This window comes from Burkholderia sp. NLJ2, assembly GCF_049487195.1.
Classification (GTDB): domain Bacteria; phylum Pseudomonadota; class Gammaproteobacteria; order Burkholderiales; family Burkholderiaceae; genus Burkholderia; species Burkholderia pyrrocinia.
On record NZ_CP137809.1, the window covers coordinates 307,062 to 323,536 of the forward strand.

General features: G+C 65.0%; 13 protein-coding genes and 1 pseudogene. 7 read left to right on the forward strand and 7 right to left on the reverse strand.

Annotated features, from left to right (window positions below; translation table 11 throughout):
* Window positions 1-12: 12 nt before the first annotated feature.
* Genes R9B84_RS18015 through R9B84_RS18025 form a run of 3 tightly spaced genes read right to left on the reverse strand, consistent with a single transcriptional unit; the run spans window position 13 to window position 5,812 of the window.
* Window positions 13-1,479: an efflux transporter outer membrane subunit gene (locus R9B84_RS18015; RefSeq protein WP_423760728.1), complete on the reverse strand. Its 1,467-nt coding sequence runs from the start codon at window positions 1,477-1,479 to the stop codon at window positions 13-15.
* The gene (locus R9B84_RS18020) at window positions 1,479-4,649 is read right to left on the reverse strand and encodes an efflux RND transporter permease subunit (RefSeq protein ID WP_423760729.1); all 3,171 of its coding nucleotides are present in this window, start codon (window positions 4,647-4,649) and stop codon (window positions 1,479-1,481) included. Before R9B84_RS18020 ends, R9B84_RS18015 begins: the two co-directional genes overlap by 1 nt.
* The gene (locus R9B84_RS18025; protein WP_423760730.1) at window positions 4,646-5,812 is read right to left on the reverse strand and encodes an efflux RND transporter periplasmic adaptor subunit; all 1,167 of its coding nucleotides are present in this window, start codon (window positions 5,810-5,812) and stop codon (window positions 4,646-4,648) included. The genes R9B84_RS18020 and R9B84_RS18025 overlap by 4 nt, the downstream gene beginning before the upstream one ends.
* Window positions 5,813-6,187: 375 nt before the next feature.
* Here R9B84_RS18025 and R9B84_RS18030 point away from each other — a divergent pair, with 375 nt between their 5' ends.
* Window positions 6,188-6,916 carry a TetR/AcrR family transcriptional regulator gene (locus R9B84_RS18030; protein ID WP_423760982.1) on the forward strand — a complete coding sequence of 243 codons (729 nt, stop codon included), beginning with the start codon at window positions 6,188-6,190 and terminating at the stop codon, window positions 6,914-6,916.
* A gap of 361 nt (window positions 6,917-7,277) precedes the next feature.
* On the opposite strand, the gene R9B84_RS18035 is transcribed toward R9B84_RS18030, so the two are convergent.
* A complete protein-coding gene (locus R9B84_RS18035) occupies window positions 7,278-8,768 on the reverse strand; it encodes an ISNCY family transposase (RefSeq protein WP_423759991.1) in 1,491 nt (496 codons plus the stop codon).
* A gap of 422 nt (window positions 8,769-9,190) precedes the next feature.
* On the opposite strand from R9B84_RS18035, the gene R9B84_RS18040 reads away from it, so the two are divergent.
* From R9B84_RS18040 to R9B84_RS18065, 6 genes and pseudogenes are all read left to right on the forward strand, one after another.
* Window positions 9,191-9,517, forward strand: coding sequence for a hypothetical protein (locus tag R9B84_RS18040; RefSeq protein ID WP_423760731.1), 327 nt, complete (start codon window positions 9,191-9,193; stop codon window positions 9,515-9,517).
* 13 nt (window positions 9,518-9,530) lie between these two features.
* Window positions 9,531-10,205 carry a hypothetical protein gene (locus R9B84_RS18045; protein ID WP_423760732.1) on the forward strand — a complete coding sequence of 225 codons (675 nt, stop codon included), beginning with the start codon at window positions 9,531-9,533 and terminating at the stop codon, window positions 10,203-10,205.
* The gene (locus R9B84_RS18050) at window positions 10,202-11,245 is read left to right on the forward strand and encodes a hypothetical protein (RefSeq protein ID WP_423760733.1); all 1,044 of its coding nucleotides are present in this window, start codon (window positions 10,202-10,204) and stop codon (window positions 11,243-11,245) included. The genes R9B84_RS18045 and R9B84_RS18050 overlap by 4 nt, the downstream gene beginning before the upstream one ends.
* 95 nt (window positions 11,246-11,340) lie before the next feature.
* A pseudogene (locus R9B84_RS18055) lies at window positions 11,341-11,589 on the forward strand (hypothetical protein); the annotation flags it as partial.
* 96 nt (window positions 11,590-11,685) lie between these two features.
* Entirely contained in the window at window positions 11,686-12,876 is a 1,191-nt protein-coding gene (locus R9B84_RS18060) for a hypothetical protein (RefSeq protein WP_423760983.1), read from the forward strand.
* 14 nt (window positions 12,877-12,890) lie between these two features.
* Window positions 12,891-14,249 (forward strand): hypothetical protein, encoded by a 1,359-nt coding sequence (locus R9B84_RS18065; protein WP_423760734.1) that lies wholly within the window; start codon window positions 12,891-12,893, stop codon window positions 14,247-14,249.
* A 153-nt stretch (window positions 14,250-14,402) separates the two neighbouring features.
* Here the strand turns inward: R9B84_RS18065 and R9B84_RS18070 are convergent, their stop codons facing one another.
* From R9B84_RS18070 to R9B84_RS18080, 3 genes are read right to left on the reverse strand one after another with little or no spacing between them, the layout of a single operon-like run.
* The gene (locus R9B84_RS18070) at window positions 14,403-14,738 is read right to left on the reverse strand and encodes a hypothetical protein (RefSeq protein WP_423760735.1); all 336 of its coding nucleotides are present in this window, start codon (window positions 14,736-14,738) and stop codon (window positions 14,403-14,405) included.
* On the reverse strand, window positions 14,735-15,184 hold the full coding sequence (locus R9B84_RS18075; RefSeq protein WP_423760736.1) for a hypothetical protein: 450 nt from the start codon (window positions 15,182-15,184) through the stop codon (window positions 14,735-14,737). The genes R9B84_RS18070 and R9B84_RS18075 overlap by 4 nt, the downstream gene beginning before the upstream one ends.
* A 54-nt stretch (window positions 15,185-15,238) precedes the next feature.
* Entirely contained in the window at window positions 15,239-16,459 is a 1,221-nt protein-coding gene (locus R9B84_RS18080; protein WP_423760737.1) for a beta-ketoacyl-[acyl-carrier-protein] synthase family protein, read from the reverse strand.
* Window positions 16,460-16,475 lie beyond the last annotated feature (16 nt).

The following is a 16,475-nucleotide window of genomic DNA, read 5'->3' on the forward strand; positions in this document are numbered from 1 at the left end:
CGCAAGCAGCGGCTATTGCCGGGCCGCGACCGTCGCGCGGGTGTCGGGCGACAGTTCGCCCATCGCCTGCAGCAGCGCGGCCGTATCGGTCATCCGGCGGCTCGCGGCACGCACAGCATCGAGCTCCGCGTTCAGATAGCCCTGCTCGCTCGACCGTTGCGCGGACATCGGAACGGCACCCAACGTGCGGCGTTGCGCCGTTTCGTCGAAAGCCGCGCCTGCCGCGCGCGCCGCGAGTTCGTTCGCGGCCAGCGCTTGCGCGTCGTTGTCCAGCGCGGCGAGCGAATCCGCGACGTCACCGAATGCCGACAGCACCGCCTCCTTGTACTGCAGCACGGCCGCGTCGTACAAATCGCGCGAGGCCCGTCGGTGAGCCAACAGCGCGCCGCCGTGGAAGATCGGCTGCGACAGCCCGGCGCCGACTGCCCACAGCCCGCCCGCGCCCGACAACAGGGCTGGCCAGCTGAAGCCGCCGCGCCCCATCGTCGCGGTGAGCGACAGGCTCGGAAACAACTGTGCGGTCGCTTCGCCGACGTCCGCCGATGCGGCCTTCACGGCTGCCGCGGCCGCGCGGATGTCCGGGCGGGCCTTCAGCAGATCGGACGGCACGACCACGGGCACGTGCTCCGGTAGCGACAGCCCGGTGAAAGCCGGGATGGGCGGCGGCGCGTCGGGCGTGCGGCCAAGCAGGATCGCGAGCGCGTGAACGGCGCTTGCGCGTTGCTGGCGCAGCGGCGGCAGCGTCGCGGCAAGCGACGCGGCGCCCTGCGTCGACGCCAGCGCCTGCACGTGGGACATCGCGCCGAGCTTGTAGCGCTGCTGGTCGTCGAGCGCCGACGCTTCGGCGACGGCGACCAGGCGCTCGGTCAGCACGATCTGGCGGTCGAGCGTCGCGGCGCGGATGGCGGTGCCGACGATGTTGGCCGCCAGCGCACGCCTTGCCGCTTCGAGCTCGCAACCGCGCACGTCGACGCGCGCGGCGCTCGCCTCGTTCGCATATCGCGTGGCGCCGAACAGGTCGAAGGTGTAATGCGCCTGTAGTTGTCCGACGAATACGTTGTAGCGCAGGCTTTGCGCGCCTGCGCCGGAGATGTCCGGCGTGCGCGTGCGGGCTACCTGCGCGTTCGCGTCGATCGACGGCAGCGTCGACGCGCCGATCTGCGCGCGCAGTTCCTCCTGCGCGGCGGCGAGCGTCTTTTCCGTCGCGGCCAGCGTCGGGTTCGCGCGCAGGCCTTCATCGACCAGCGCGTCGAGCACGCTGGAGCGATACAGACTCCACCATTGCGGGACAGGCGCGGCGCCGACGTCGAATTGCTGCGCGACGCCCGCCGCTTCGGCGGTGTGCGCCGCCTGAGGCGTCGCGCCGTAGTGCGCCGGCGATGGCATCGCGGGCGGCGTGTCGCTCGGCGCCATCGCACAGCCGCTCAAGCCAAGCGCCACGCTCGCGGTGAGCACCGATGTGATTAGAGGGTGTTTCATCAGCATGTCTCCGAGGACGCGACGTCGATTGCGCGCGGCTCGCGTTCGTCGGCGCGCACCTTGAAGCAGGTCGCGTAGAGCGCCGGCAGGAAGAAGATGGTCAGCAACGTCGCGATCGTGATGCCGCCCATCAGCGCGGTGGCCATCGGGCCGAAGAAGCCGGAACGCAACAGCGGAATCAGCGCGAACACGGCGGCGGCGGCGGTCAGCATGATCGGCCGGAAGCGGCGCACGGTCGCACCCACGATCGCGGCGAAGCGTGGCTGCCCGGCCGCGATGTCCTGGTCGATCTGATCGACCAGGATCACGGAATTGCGCATGATGATCCCGAACATCGCGATCACGCCGAGCAGCGCGACGAAGCCGAACGGCTTGCCGAACAGCAGCAGCGCGGCGACGACGCCGATCAGGCCGAGCGGGGCCGTCAGCACGACGATGAAGGTGCGCGAGAAGCGCTTGAGCTGGATCATCAGCAGCGTCAGCACCGCGATGATCATGAGCGGCATCTGCGCATTGATCGACGTCTGGCCCTTCATGCTCTCCTCGGCCGCGCCGCCGATCTCGATCCGGTAACCGGCCGGCAGCGTGGCGCGCAGCGTCGCCAGCGCGGCGTCGAGGTCGCGCGTCACGCCGATGCTCGGCGCTTCGCCGCGCACGTCGGCCTGAACGGTGACGGTCGGCTGGCGATCGCGTTCCCAGATCACACCGTATTCGAGCGTGTCGTGCACGTGGCCGATCGTGCCGAGCGGCACCGAGCCGTGCGGCGTCGGGATCGCCAGGCCGGCGAGCTTCGACGGGTCGATGCGTTCGCTCTTCGGCGCACGCAGGTCGACGTCGATGAGCTTGTCGCGCTCGCGATACTGCGTGACGGTGTAGCCGGACAGCGTCATCGCAAGGAAACCCGACACGTCTTCCGACGTCACGCCGAGCTGGCGTGCCTTCAGTTGATCGATTTCGAACGACACCGATCGCTCTGCCGGCTCGTCCCAGTCGAACTGCACGTTGCGCGTGCGGGCATCGGCGCGCACCTTGTCCGCCACTTTCTCGGCGATGCCGCGAACGGTCGCGATGTCGTCGCCGCTTACGCGGAACTTGATCGGAAAGCCGACGGGCGGCCCGTTTTCGAGGCGCGCGACGCGCGTGCGCACGGTCGGGAAGCGGCTTGCAAGCGTCGACTCGAGCCAATGCGACAAGCGGTCGCGCGATTCGACGTCCTTGGCCGTGATCACGAACTGCGCGAAGTTCGGCTGCTGGAGCTGCTGGTCGAGCGGCAGGTAGAAGCGCGGCGCACCGGTGCCGACGAAATCGACGATGTGATCGATTTCAGGCCGACCGTCGAGCACCTTCTCGAGCCGCTTGGCCGCACGCAGTGTCGCGTCGAACGAAGCGCCTTCCGGCAAGCGCATGTCGACCAGCAGCTCCGGTCGTTCCGAATTCGGGAAAAACTGCTGCGGCACACGCGTGAATGCCGCCATCGCGATCGCAAACAGCACGGCCGTCACGCCGAGCACGACCCAGCGGCGCTCGATGCAGGCCGAGATCCATCCGGAAAGCCGCCGGTAAAAGCCAGTCTCGTACACGTTCGACCCATGGGCGGAACCGTCGTGATGCTGCTGCTCAGCCAGCATGTGGTAGCCGAGCAGCGGCACCAGCACGACGGCCGCGAACCACGATACGATCAGCGAGATCGCGGACACCTCGAAGATCGACCGCGTGTATTCGCCGGTGCTCGATTTCGCGAGCGCGATCGGCAGGAAGCCCGATACCGTGACGAGCGTGCCGGTCAACATCGGGAACGCCGTGCTCGTATACGCGAATGCTGCGGCGCGTGTCCGGCTCCAGCCCTGCTCGAGTTTCACCGCCATCATTTCGACGGCGATGATCGCATCGTCCACCAACAGCCCCAGCGCGAGCACCAGCGTGCCGAGCGACACCTTGTCGAGGCCGATGCCGAACGCGTGCATGCACAGCGCCGTCACGGCGAGTACGATCGGAATCGTGATGACGACGACCATGCCGGTGCGCAGGCCCAGCGACACGAGGCTGACGACGAGCACGATCGCGACGGCTTCGCCAACCGCTTCGACGAAGTCGTCCACCGAGTGCTTGACGGCATGCGGCATGCTCGACACCGCGGTCAGCTTCAAACCGGCCGGCAAGCCGGCCTGCAACTCGGTTGCCTTCGCATCGAGCGCCTTGCCGAGGTCGATCACGTCACCGCCTTTTTGCATCGTGACGCCGATGCCGAGCACCGCATGACCGTTCGTACGCATCTGCGTGACGGGCGGATCATCGTAGCCGCGGGTGACCTTCGCGACGTCGCCGAGCCGGAACGTCCGGCCGTTCACGGTGATCAGCATGTCGGCGAGCGCCTGCGTGTCCCTGAACGCGCCGCTCGGCCGCACGAACACGCGATCGTCCGCTGTCGTGATCGTGCCGACCGGCGCGACGGCGTTTTGTGCGTCGATGGCCTGCGCGAGCTGCTGCGGTGTGATCGCGAGGCGTGTCAGCTGCGCATTCGAGATTTCGACGAACACGAGCTGGGCGGGGTCGCCGAAGTAGTCGACCTTCGCGACTCCCGGCACTCGCAACAGCACGGTGCGCAGCTTGTCGGCGTAATCGTGCAGTTGCGCCGGCGAGTAGCCGTCGCCTTCGAGCGCATAGATGTTGGTATAGACGTCGCCGAATTCGTCGTTGAAGAACGGGCCGACGGTGCCCTTCGGCAGCGTCGCCCGGATGTCGCCGACTTTCTTGCGCACCTGGTACCAGGTTTCCGGCACCTGGTCGACCGGCGCCGAATCCTTCATCGCGAAGAAGATCATCGACTCGCCGGGCCGCGAATAGCTCTTGATGTTGTCGACGTACGGCGCGGCCTGGAGCTGGCGGCCGATCCGGTCGGTGACCTGTTCCTGCACCTCGCGCGCCGTGGCGCCGGGCCAGTAGGTCTGGATCACCATGGTGCGGAACGTGAACGGCGGGTCCTCCGATTGTGCGAGGTGCGTATAGCCGATCACGCCGAAGATCGTCGCGAGGCCGATCAGGAAGATCACCAGTTGCTGATGCTTCAGCGCCCATGCCGAGAGATTGAAACGGCCGTCGTCGCGCGACGCGGCACCGGTTTGTGCGCCGAGCGCGCCGTCCGTCGAGGGCCGGTGTTCTGGAGCATTCATGATGCGAAGTCCTCCGCATGCAGCGGCGGCACGACGCGCACGTGCTGGCCGGTGCTGACCGCATGAACGCCTTGCATCACGACGCGCTCGTCGTCAGCGAGGCCAGACGTGACGGTGATCGTGCGTTCGTCGTAGCGTCCGACCGACACCGGGCGCAGCTCCAGCGTGTCGCTACCCTTGCGGACGACCCAGACGGCCGGCGCGTCGCCGCGATGAAAGAGGGCGGTGGCCGGCAGCGTGATCGCGTGGTCCGCGGCGATGTCGGCGGCGCCGTCGAACGTGATGCTGGCGGTCATCCCGGAGCGGACGTCCGGCCCCGGCGCGAGCAGCGTCAGCTTCACGCGCCACGTGCGACTCTGCGGATCGGCGGCCGCCGCGACTTCGCGCACGCGTGCGTCGAGCACCTTGCCCGGCAGTGCCGTCAGGCTGACGTGCGCGGTGCGGCCGACCGCGAGATCGCGCAGATCGCGCTCCGAGACGTCGCAGACGATGTCGAGGTCACCGCTCCAGTCCAGATGAAACACCGCCTGGCCGGGCTCGACGTTCTGCCCGGTATCGGCATCCTCCGACGTGATGACGCCGTCGTGATCCGCGACCAGCGTCGCGTAGCGCAGGTGATCGCCCGCGAGCGCCATTTGTGCGAGCGCGGAATCGCGTTGCGCGACCGCCGATGCATACGCATCCTGCGTTGTCTCGAGCTGTGCGGGCGCGATCAGGTTGGCCTGAGCCTGGGCGCGGTCGCGATCCAGTTGCTGCTTCGCGTAGGCGACGCGATGCTCGGCGGCATCGAGCTGCGCGCGCGCGTTCAGCAACGTGTTGTGCAGATCGGCCGGATCGAGCATCGCGAGGGCCTGGCCGGCCTTGACGGCGTCGCCGATTCGCACGCGCCGCTCGACGAGCTTGCCGCCGACCCGGAACGACAGCGGCGTCGAATATCGCGCCTGAACCTGCGCGGGCAGCACGCGCTGCACTGCGCCGTTGTCCGCATGAACTGGCAGCGCGACCACCGGTTGCAGTTCGGGCGCGGGGGCCTCGTGCGAGTGGCAAGCCGTGAGAAGAATCGCACAGCAGGCGAACGCGATCGGGGCTCGCCGAAGCGGCGGCGCGATGCGTGTCAGAAACGGGCGCGTTGAAGTCCGCGCGTCAAGACCGGGTGATTTCACGATGTTTCCAAGACAAGTGAGGGCCAACTGAAAAGAGTTCGGCGACCACGACGGGTCGCCCCGGTTTATGCAGGTGTGCGCGAGCTTCTCCGCCGACGGTGCGCATGATGATCAATCAGTACTCCGATGTTTAAGGTACAGATCGTTCCGATTGCCGACATGGCACGGCTTGCGCACGGCGATGGCCGCCGACTGTGCCGACGGGGCCGTTCGTACGTCGCCGACGCTCGCTGGCGTGGGTCGGACGGTGTCTGGACCGGAACCGGTTCTGCGATTTTCGAGATTAGACTCATAACTGATAATATTGTCAAGTATGAGCGGAAAATCTAGAATTGCGCCATGCAGAAAATTCTTTCGAAAAAGGGAGGCGCGCTCATGGGCGACGCACCGGTCCGGCCCCGCCGCTCGAACGCATCAGCGGGCGAAGCGGAACATCGCCAGCCGCGCGGCGCCCGGCGCAAGCAGGCGACACGTATGCGCTTGCTGCAGGCGGCGTTCAGCCTGATGGCGGAAAAGGGCAGGGACAACGTGGCGATCAGCGAGATCACCGAGGCGGCGGATGTGGGGTTCGGCTCGTTTTACTACCACTTCGAATCGAAGGACGGCATCTTCGCCGCGCTGACGGAGTGGGTGTTCGACGACTTCGCGGACGGGCTCGAGCGTCTGGTGAGCGGATTGTCGGATCCGGCCGAGGTCGTTTCCGTCTGCGTGCGTCACACGCTGATGCGCGCGAGCCGCGAGCGGCTCTGGGGGCGGTTCCTGATGCGGGAGGGATTTTCGGCGCGCGCGCTCGGCCACGGGCTGGGCCAGCGTTTGCGGCGGGACAGCGAGCGAGGAATCTCGGCGCGCCGCTTTGTCGTCGGCGATCCGTTCATGAGCGTGCTCGCGATGACGGGGACGATCTTGGCGGCGATCGCGGCGGAGTCCTACGCTGCCGGCACTGCTGCGGGCGGAGCGAGGAAGCGGGTGGGCGACGAGAGCCGGCTCGCCGGGCGGGCCGCGGCGCTGGTATTGCAGACGCTCGGCCTGACGCGCGCCGAGGCACTTGACGTGGCGAACCGACCGTTGCCGCCCGGCAACTTCGCCGCTGCGGAGAGCGGTTGACCGGCAGCGCCCGATCAGTCGTCATGCTATCCAATCGGTCGTTGCTGGGCTTCGCGCGCCGTTGCGACACGAGACCTTGCGGCCCGTGCTCACGCAATCGGCCGACCAGTCGCCGGATCTGCCGTGTCGTCAGTTCGAGTCGCTCGGCCGCGCGCCACGGCTTCAAGCCCATATCCACCCCAGCCTGGATCACCTTGAGTCGATCAAACTCTCGAACTACGACATTTCAACTTTGCCCAGATGCGACATTACAACTTTGCTCTTACAATCAATGTCAAAGCCATTCTCAAATGTCCGCGTCTCGGCTAAGTTGAAATGTCCGGGTTTACGGGCTTGAGGTTTGTTTCTCTTGGGTTACAGATCACGCAGTGTCGAAGAGCGGATCCTGAACGAGCAGGGTGCTTACGCTTGCGTCACTGCCCCTTGCAGACCGGCGGCCAGATTTGCGCGCGGGCTGTTGGACCTGTCTGCGTTCGGCAAGATCCACGATCACTTTCTCGACATCGGCCTGCGTGAACTCACGCTGCTTCTTTTTGTTCGGCTGAGTGGTGTTGCGGTTCGTCTTGGTCGAGTCGCCTCGATGCGTTCGAGACGGTGCCTTACCGATTCGGCTGTTATCGCGTTGCGCCTGAAGCGCTTGCGCGATCTGCAGCACATGACTCAGGCGCTTGTGTTCGACGATGGCACCTTGATCGATTTCGGCCAGCCGGTCGTACTGCCTGCAGGGCAACACGCGGCCCTCTGCTCGGAGTTCGATGCGCTCATCCGGGTACTCCCAAACCTCGATCGTTCGATCAATCAGTTGCCGATTCTCCGGTGTATCGTCCAGCAAATACATCACTCGGTCGTACTGCACCGTGAGCGACTTCGTCACTTTCCGCGGCTCGCGCCACGTCAGCACCAAGTCAAGATTCTCATCGGCGCGCAGCGGTCGGTGCGCATTGAACTCGCTCTTCGGTGGCTTCGCAAAACGTGCGTTGTAAGCGGCCATGAAGGAGGGCGCGTAAGCGTTGGCATCGGCCACCGTGTTGATCCCGCGCAGTCGCATCTCCTTGACCAAGCGATCCTGAAGCGTCAGATGTGCTCGCTCGACTCGCCCCTTGGCCGGACTGCTGTTTGCGCAAAACGCGTCGATGTTCAGCTCGTACATCGCGCGACCGAAGTGCGTCACCCGATTACCAGTCTTGCCTGGCGTTACGTTGCGGAACACACTGTACTTGTCGCTATAGAACGCCCCCGGCTTGCCGTGGCGCTCGATGTACGCCCGCGTCGCCTCGAAGTAGCTGAAGGTCGATTCGGTTCGCGTGAAATGCAGCATCATCAGCCGGCTCGTCGCGTCGTCCACATACACCAGCAGCGTGCAGGCCGGCGCCCGTTCCTCGAACCACCGATGATCGCTGCCGTCGATCTGGATCAGTTCACCCAGACATGCCCGGCGTGCACGCGGCTGGTAGACCTTCGGCGGCCGCTGCCGGCGCGGCACCCACAAGCCAGCCTCCGTCATCAGCTTCCTGACCGTTTCCTTGGCCAGCCGGATGTCGTGGCATTCCCAGAGCTTCTCGCAGGCCAGCGTCGGGCCGAAGTCCGCGTAGCGATCCCGAATGATCGACAGCGCCCGATCAGCCGTCATGCTATCCAATCGGTTGTTGCTGGGCTTCGCGCGCCGTTGCGACACGAGACCTTGCGGCCCGTGCTCACGCAATCGGCCGACCAGTCGCCGGATCTGCCGTGTCGTCAGTTCGAGTCGCTCGGCCGCGCGCCACGGCTGAAGCTTGCCGTCTGCGACGTCCTGGATGACCTTAAACCTGTCCAGCTCGTGCATCGTCATCGTGATCCGTTCCGTTGCAGCCATCGAAGCCTCCAGCGCTGGATTCCCAGCGGCCGATCAGCTTACGATGGGTCGAAAAGCGGACATTTGAACTTGGCTAGAAGCGGACATTACAACTTAGCCGCTACAATCAAAAAAATCGATCATCAGCATTATGTAAAATTATATGGCTCGTGAAGAAATCCCCAACTCTCAGTGTCGTCACACTCCACCGCTGCCCAAAATTTCGCATCAACCTCAAGTGAACCACCGGGGCCTTCAGCCTAGCGCCGGGTGACCAGCGAGATTTTCGCTTTGGACAGCCTGAGTCCGGCGCCGCGCCGTGCGGATTGTCAAGGGGCGCGACATTGTCCTTTCTCGCAAAGATCGCAGCAACTTACACTTCCAGGGCACCCCACGGAGTCATTGCTCGTCACTATTGATCTAATTATTCACAAATCTTGCGATTGTGGAAGTTCAGTCATTCCATTTATGCTCACCAAAGTCCCATTGATACCGGCCTCCGCAAGTTCTCCATAAAAGGTTTATCTTTTGTGCGCGGACATGACCTCGTTGTTGCCGAAACAGATGAGACAAAACCATTTTTAATTGCTCATAAAAAAGTCGTTGCCGACGAATTTCACTGTGCTATTCTCACCGCCACGGAGTGCTGCGGCTTCAAGCTCCGAACGCCTGAAAACACGTTATATGACGGGACCGGCTGCCAAAGCCTGTCCGCCGAAAAAGCAAACGACCAACCTCCCCGTTCCGCGATCGCGCCGGTGAGGGCCTGACGGGAGACGGGGCATGTCGAATGTTGCTGGCAAAGCCTATGGCATGAACGTCGTGACGCCGATGCCGCCGCATCGGACGTGGATCAACCGATTCATCTTCATGCTCGCGCGGGCGCTGCCCGCCACGCTGACCGGACTGATCGGTCTATCGATCATCCATTTTGCGCGCTGGGCCATCATCCGCCGAAAAGACTGGCCCGATCTCGGCCAGCCCAAGTCCGATCTGAAAAACGATTACATGCTGTTCATCAGCAACTTCAACGGCACCTGGGATCAGTATATCGACGCCTTTTCGGACGGCATTCCGAGTGGCCTTGACCTGTTCTGGTATGCCAGCACCAAATATCCGCATTCCATTCCGATCACGCCGTTCAAGAATTACATTCGCGCGAATCAGATCGATACCGACTACTACTACAACGCAACGCCCGGCGCCGCTCAACGCGACATCAAGGCCGCATTGCGTGTGCGATCGAATCTGGTCACGCTCGCGGATCAATATGCGACGTTGTCCCCCGATGCTTTTGCGCAAGCCTATCGCGCGATGCTCGTGGCCGTGCAGAACGATCTCGGCACGCACGGCTTCGCGCCCGTCGCGTCGAACGACACGGCCAACGCCGATACCAACCGCCAGCCCTTCGTCGATCGGGCCTGGCCCAAGAGCAAGGCAGGAGGCACCCAATCGTGAACCTTGACGGTGGTCATTATTTCCTTACCGTGCTGTCGCCGGTTCGGGTCGAGCCGTGGAAGGACAACGACGGCAACGTGACGTCGCCCACGTCGTCGCTGCGTCAGGTGCTCGCCACCCTGCCGACTGCGATGCAAAGTAAGGCATGCGAGGCCGGCGGCCGTAACAGCCCGTTCTCGCGCTCCCACAGCACGCACTTCGCCCGCTTCGCGGTGATTGACCAGCCGGCCTTCAACGGTCGCGTGCCGGTCGACTCGCTCGTCGACGCGATCCGGAAAACCAATCTTCTCGAGGATCAGCACGTCGACAACCTGTCGACGTCGTGGCTGCTCCTGAGCGTGGATTTCGATCCCGCACCCGGTCACGCCAGCGACAACGACGGCGGCCTGCACGATTATCTCGTCAGCTTGTGGAATGTGATGCGCGACGAGCTGAGCGCGGTCTATCGACATTGCTACGGCTTCGAGACCGTCGGCACCGGCGACGAATTCGCGCATTACATCAAGCGCTGCCAGGTCGAAACGACGATGCCGTTCAACGATTACTGGATCACGACGCCGCCATTCCTGTCGCGGTCGATTTCGATTCCGATGATTGGCGCGGCGATCGCGGTTTTCACGCTGGTGGTGACGCTCATCGTAGCGATGGTGGCGGGCAAATTGGCATGGCTCGCGCTGCCCGTATCGCTCGCGTTGGGCATCTACGGCGCTTATCGGTACGTGATGAAGTGCGGTGAGGTACCGTTCGATACCGCGCCGTTCTCCGATCTGCGCTCGGTGCTTAAGTCGTTGTATCTGCAACAGAATTTCGCGCGCTTCGCGATCGATCACCAAGGCGACGATCCGGCGAGGCTTCACGCGGCGTTCGGCGATTTCCTCGAGGCGCACCGCCCCACTGACATCGTGAGCCCGACCCAGCCGCCGGGCGTCATCGACACCGACGTTCCGGCCGCCGACAGAGTCAGCCCGAGTGTCAGGGCAACCGTTCCCGCCGCCGCCATGGCCAACTCGAACGAGGCACCAGGGGTGACCCAGTCATGACAGAGCAACAGTACGACGTCGATCTCGATCTCGCCGATATCCAGGGCAACATCCTCACCGCGTATGGCCGTCAGGGCTTTCCGAAAGGACGCTTCATGCTGCTCAACGTGCGTAACGCCGCCAGAGGACGCGCGTTCGTCGAGCATATGCGCCGGAAAGCGACCACCGCGATGCGATGGCCTTCCCTTCGTCATCCCACGTTGAGACCCACGGGCAATGTCCCGGTGGAGCGGCCAGACGTGACGATCAACCTCGCATTCACGTTCTGGGGGCTGGTCGCGCTCGGCGTGCCGACGCGCACGCTGCGCGGCATGCCCGACGATTTCATCGACGGCATGGCGGCACGCGCATCGATCCTCAGCGACGACGCGACCGACTGGGACCCGGTCTGGAACCAGTCGGAAACGAAGGACCCAAGGAACCGGCCGCACATTCTCGTGATGCTCAATGCGCGGATGCAGGATGACGGCACCGCTGTTCCCGGTTTGCAGACGGTCACCGACGAGATCATCGGCTGGTGCAATCATGCCGACAGCGGCGTTGCTCTGTGCGTGGGTCATCGTGGCTCGGACGAACGCTGGCAGGATCTGTCCGCGATCACCCGGGAATTCGACGGCAAGATCGTGGCGACGCCCGACGAGCATTTCGGCTTTACCGACGCGATCAGCGATCCGGTCTTCGACGGGCAGGTGCCCGGCAACAGGAAGGTCGCGATGGAAGCGGCCGTCGGCCAGGGCAAGGTGGACGGCCAAGGCAACTGGTCGCCGCTCGCGCGCGGCGAGTTCCTGCTGGGTTGGCCGGATGAAGCGCAGGAAATCCCCGGCGCCGCGATGCCGCTCGATTTCAGCCGCAACGGGACGTTCTTCGCGTATCGCAAGCTGCATCAGGACGTGAGCGGTTTTCACGGCTGGATCGACAAGACGGCGGACCAGTTGAATGGGCTTTGGCGCCTCGGGTCGCAAGACGTAGCGAAGCAGACGCTGATGGCAAAAATGGCCGGCCGCTGGCAGGACGGGGTGCCGCTGATGGCGGCGTCGACCTTTGCCGAATGGCAGGCCTTCAACGCCCAATACCCGCTTTTCGACAAGAACAAACCAGGCGAGCTCAATCCGGAACGGTCGCGCCGCCTGGTCGATTTCGTCTATCGCGGCGATCTCGATGGCCTGCGCTGCCCAATGGGCGCGCATACGCGCCGCATGAACACGCGCGACCTGCTCGATCCGCACGTCGGCGACGATAATCCGGCCAACCGTGCCGGGTCCGCGCTCAACAACCGCCGGCGCATCCTGCGCCGCGGTCTTCCATACGGCAGCAAGGACGACGCCCACGGCGAGCACGGGATCGTCATGCTTGCGGTCTGCGCGAACCTGTCGCGCCAGTTCGAGTTCGTTCAGCAGCAATGGCTGAACTACGGCCTTGATTTCAATCTCGGCAACGACACCTGCCCGCTCGTCGGCAGTCATGCGCCGAATGCGCGTTACGTGATCGCGGCCGATCCGAAATCGGGCAATCCGCCGTTCATCGCGAGCGGCATCCCGAACTTTGTCGAGACGCGCGGCGGCGACTACTTCTTCATGCCCAGCATGACGGCATTGCGCCTGATCGGCATGGGCCTGACCGATCCTACCTGACGCGGAGCGCGCCGATGTCCTTTGCCTTTGCATCGAACCTGTTCCATGCGATCGCGCTCGAAGCCCACTCGCTGGGCAAGGGTGTGCTCGCCGGCGACGAGATCGCGGCAAAGCTCGCGAGCGGCAGCGGCGATCTCGCGGCGCGGCTGAAAGCCGTGCTGACCGATCCTGCCGGCCTGCGCTCGGTGTTCACGTCGCTGCGCGCATTCGCGCCCAATATCGCCACGGACAAGACGTTCGTCACCGCCTATCCGTGCGATGGGTCGGTCATCGTCACCCTGGCGGCCGACGTGCGCGAGGTGCTCGATCGGCAAGGCGACTTCGAGGTCGTCTACGAGCCGAGGATGCGCAAGATCACTGGCGGCCCGAATTTCTTCCTCGGGATGCAGGATGGCGCCGAGTATCAGCTCAACGCGTCGATCATGCGACTCGCCGCGCAGCGCGGCGACGTGGCCGACATCGTCGTCCCGAAGGCGCGTGATGCGGCCCGGCGGATCGTGGCCGCGCATCCACACGAGATCGATCTGCCGCAGGTGCTGACCACGGTCGTGCCCGCACTGATGGTGCGGGAGTATTTCGGCGTCGATACCGCGTCTGTTCCCGATCTCGTCGAATGGACGACCGCGATGTTCTGGTATCTGTTCGCCGATCTGCAAGGCGATCCGGTGGTGGAAAGCAAGGCGCTCGATTACGCCGGCCAATGCCTGAGCGCGATCGATGCGGCGATCGCCAGGCTCGACGCGAACCCCGGCGGCCCCGTTACCGTGCTGAAGCGCGCGGTTGCACTGCGCGATGCCGGCGCGGGCGGATTCGGCGGCGCCGGTATCCGCAACAACATGATCGGCCTCGTGATTGGCGCGATTCCGACCATTTCGAAGGCGTGCGTGCAGGCGCTCGACGTGCTGCTCGATCATCCGGACATGCTCGCGCAGGCCCAGGCCGCGGCGGCGCGCGGCGACGAGCAGGCGGTCGGCTCGATCCTTTTCGAGGCGCTGCGGTTCAATCCGGTCAATCCGGTGATCTATCGTCGCGCGACGCGTGACTGCGAGATCGCGTCGGGCACGACGCGCGCGTGCCAGGTGAAGAAAGGCGCGATGGTGTTCGCGTCGAACCTGTCCGCGATGTTCGATGCGGCCGTGGTCGACGATCCGGACGCGTTCCGCACCGACCGGCCTTGGGACATCTATATCCTGTGGGGCTATGGCCTGCATCGCTGCTTCGGCGATGCGATCAATCGCGCCATCATTCCGGCGCTGATGACGCCGCTGTTGGCAGGCGCGCCGCTGGCGCGCGCCGACGGCGCTGCGGGGCGGCCTGATACCGAAACGCCGTTCCCGCAACATTTCACGGTCATGCGACGTGGGCCAGAATAAAGTCGTCACCGTTTGCTGACCTGCCCTGAACGCGCAAGCTCCACACATCATCCAGTGCGCCATCGCACGCGGTGCGCGTGAGCGCATCGCATGCGATGGCCGACTGCTCGCCGGACACATCGAACGCCGACTGCGGCCACGCACCGGCCCGCGTCAATCGGCGACGACTTCGATGCGCGCGCCCTGACGGATCGCCAGGCGGCAAAGCAACGCGAACTGCCTGATGAACGTGCGCGCCGCCCGCGGCAGCCGATCGCGATCGGCAAGCACGACACGAAGTTCCTCGCCCAGCGCCGACAATGCCTTGCCTTCGAACTGCATCTCGGCGCTCGCCCCATAGTAATGACGCCAGAACGCGCGCAAGCGCCGGACCTCAGGCCAGGTCATGACGACGTCGTACGCCGCCTCCCAGACCTCGTCAGTTTGCGCCAGACGGCACAGGACCTGCCCTTCGCTACCCGTCGTGCGCGCGAGAATGTGACGCGTCATCGACAGGTGCCGGGCGCGCCCGACGTTTCGGGGAACTGCGTGATGACCGTTCCGTTGGTCGCGCTGGTGATGATCAACCGGACGCATTTCTCTCCCACGGTCCCCACGACGATGCCGAGGTTCGAGTCATAACGGATCCGGCCGTCCGATTGCGCGGTCCGGGTCTGGTTGGGCGCGCTCTGCACCTGCCGGCAAAGATTCTGCTGCGCAGTCTGGGTGCAATAGCCCGCGAGGAACTGATTGGCACCGGAACTCGGCGTGCAGTGGCGCTGGTAGATATGCGCAAAACCGGCCGCGTCGACGACGCAGGCGGCATCGGCGGCGAGTGCCGCGGATTCCGGCACCGATGGCGGCGCCGATACAGGCGCGGGCGCCATCGGCGCCTGGCAGCCGGCGATCAATGCGGCAGCGAACACCAGGGGAACGAGTCGAAGCGTCGTGGTCATGGGATTCTCCTTAGTTAAACTTATCGGGTCGTTGCGATGTCGCGAATGCCGACGTCACGACAGCGCCCGTAACGCCAGCACGGCATTGAGTCCGCCGAACGCGAAGTTGTTGGAAAGCGCCGCACGTATCGTCATCGGCCGCGCCACGTTCGGCACGACGTCCAGATCGCAGGCCGGGTCGACCGCCTCGTGGTTCGCGGTCGGCGGCGCGAGGTCGTGCCGCATCGCCATCAGCGTGGCCGCCAGTTCGATGCCGCCGGTCGCGCCCAACGCATGCCCGTGCATCGACTTGGTCGACGACACCACCAAGCGGTTGGCATGCTCGCCGAACACCTGGCGGATCGCCCTGCACTCCTCCGCGTCGTTCACCGGCGTACCAGTGCCGTGCGCATTGATGTAGTCGACATCGTCCGCACGCATGCCCGCCGCATCCAGCGCGGCGGCCATCGCGCGCGCCGGTCCGGCCGCCGACGGATGCACGACGTTGGAAGCGTCCGCGCTCATGCCCACGCCGGCCAGTTCCGCGTAGATCGGCGCGTCTCGCGCAAGCGCGGATTCCAGCGTCTCGAGCACGACGATCCCGGCGCCCTCCGCGAGGGTCATCCCGCCGCGGCCCAGCGAGAACGGCCGACAGGTATCCGTCGCCATCACGCGCATCGATTCGAACGCCTTGATGTTCGTGTAGACCAGATTGGCCTCGCTGCCTCCTGTGATCGCCCGGTCGACGACGCCGTGCCGAACCATGAGCCACGCCTGTGCAATCGCATGATTGGCGCTGGCGCAGCCGGTCGAGATCACCAGCGTCGGCCCGGTGATGCCGAACGTCATCGAGACGAACCCCGCCGACGCCTGATGATTCGTGCGCGGCACCAGCATTGGATTGCAGCGTGTGCGCCCTTCGCCGATGAATTTCCACGCCGCTTCTTCGCGGGCCTGCTCGCCGCCCGCCCCCGAGCCCAGAATCACCGCCGTCCGGGCCCGGTCATAATCGGCGTCGATCAGCCTCGCTTCGCCCAGCGCCTCGCGCGCCGCGACCACCGCATACTGCGCGTACGGATCGAGCAGCGCCAGGTCGTCCTCGCCGAAATGATCGAGCGGCCGGTAACCCGGCACCTCGCCGAGCGGCACCGTCACCGAGTAGCTGCCCACGCTGCGGGTCGCGGCGCGTATTCCGCAATGCCCGGCGGCCAGCGCGTCCCACACCGCGTGCCTGCCGACGCCGAGCGCCGACAGGCAGCCCACCCCGCTCACTACCACGCGTCGCGTATCGCTCATCGCCACCTCTCCATGT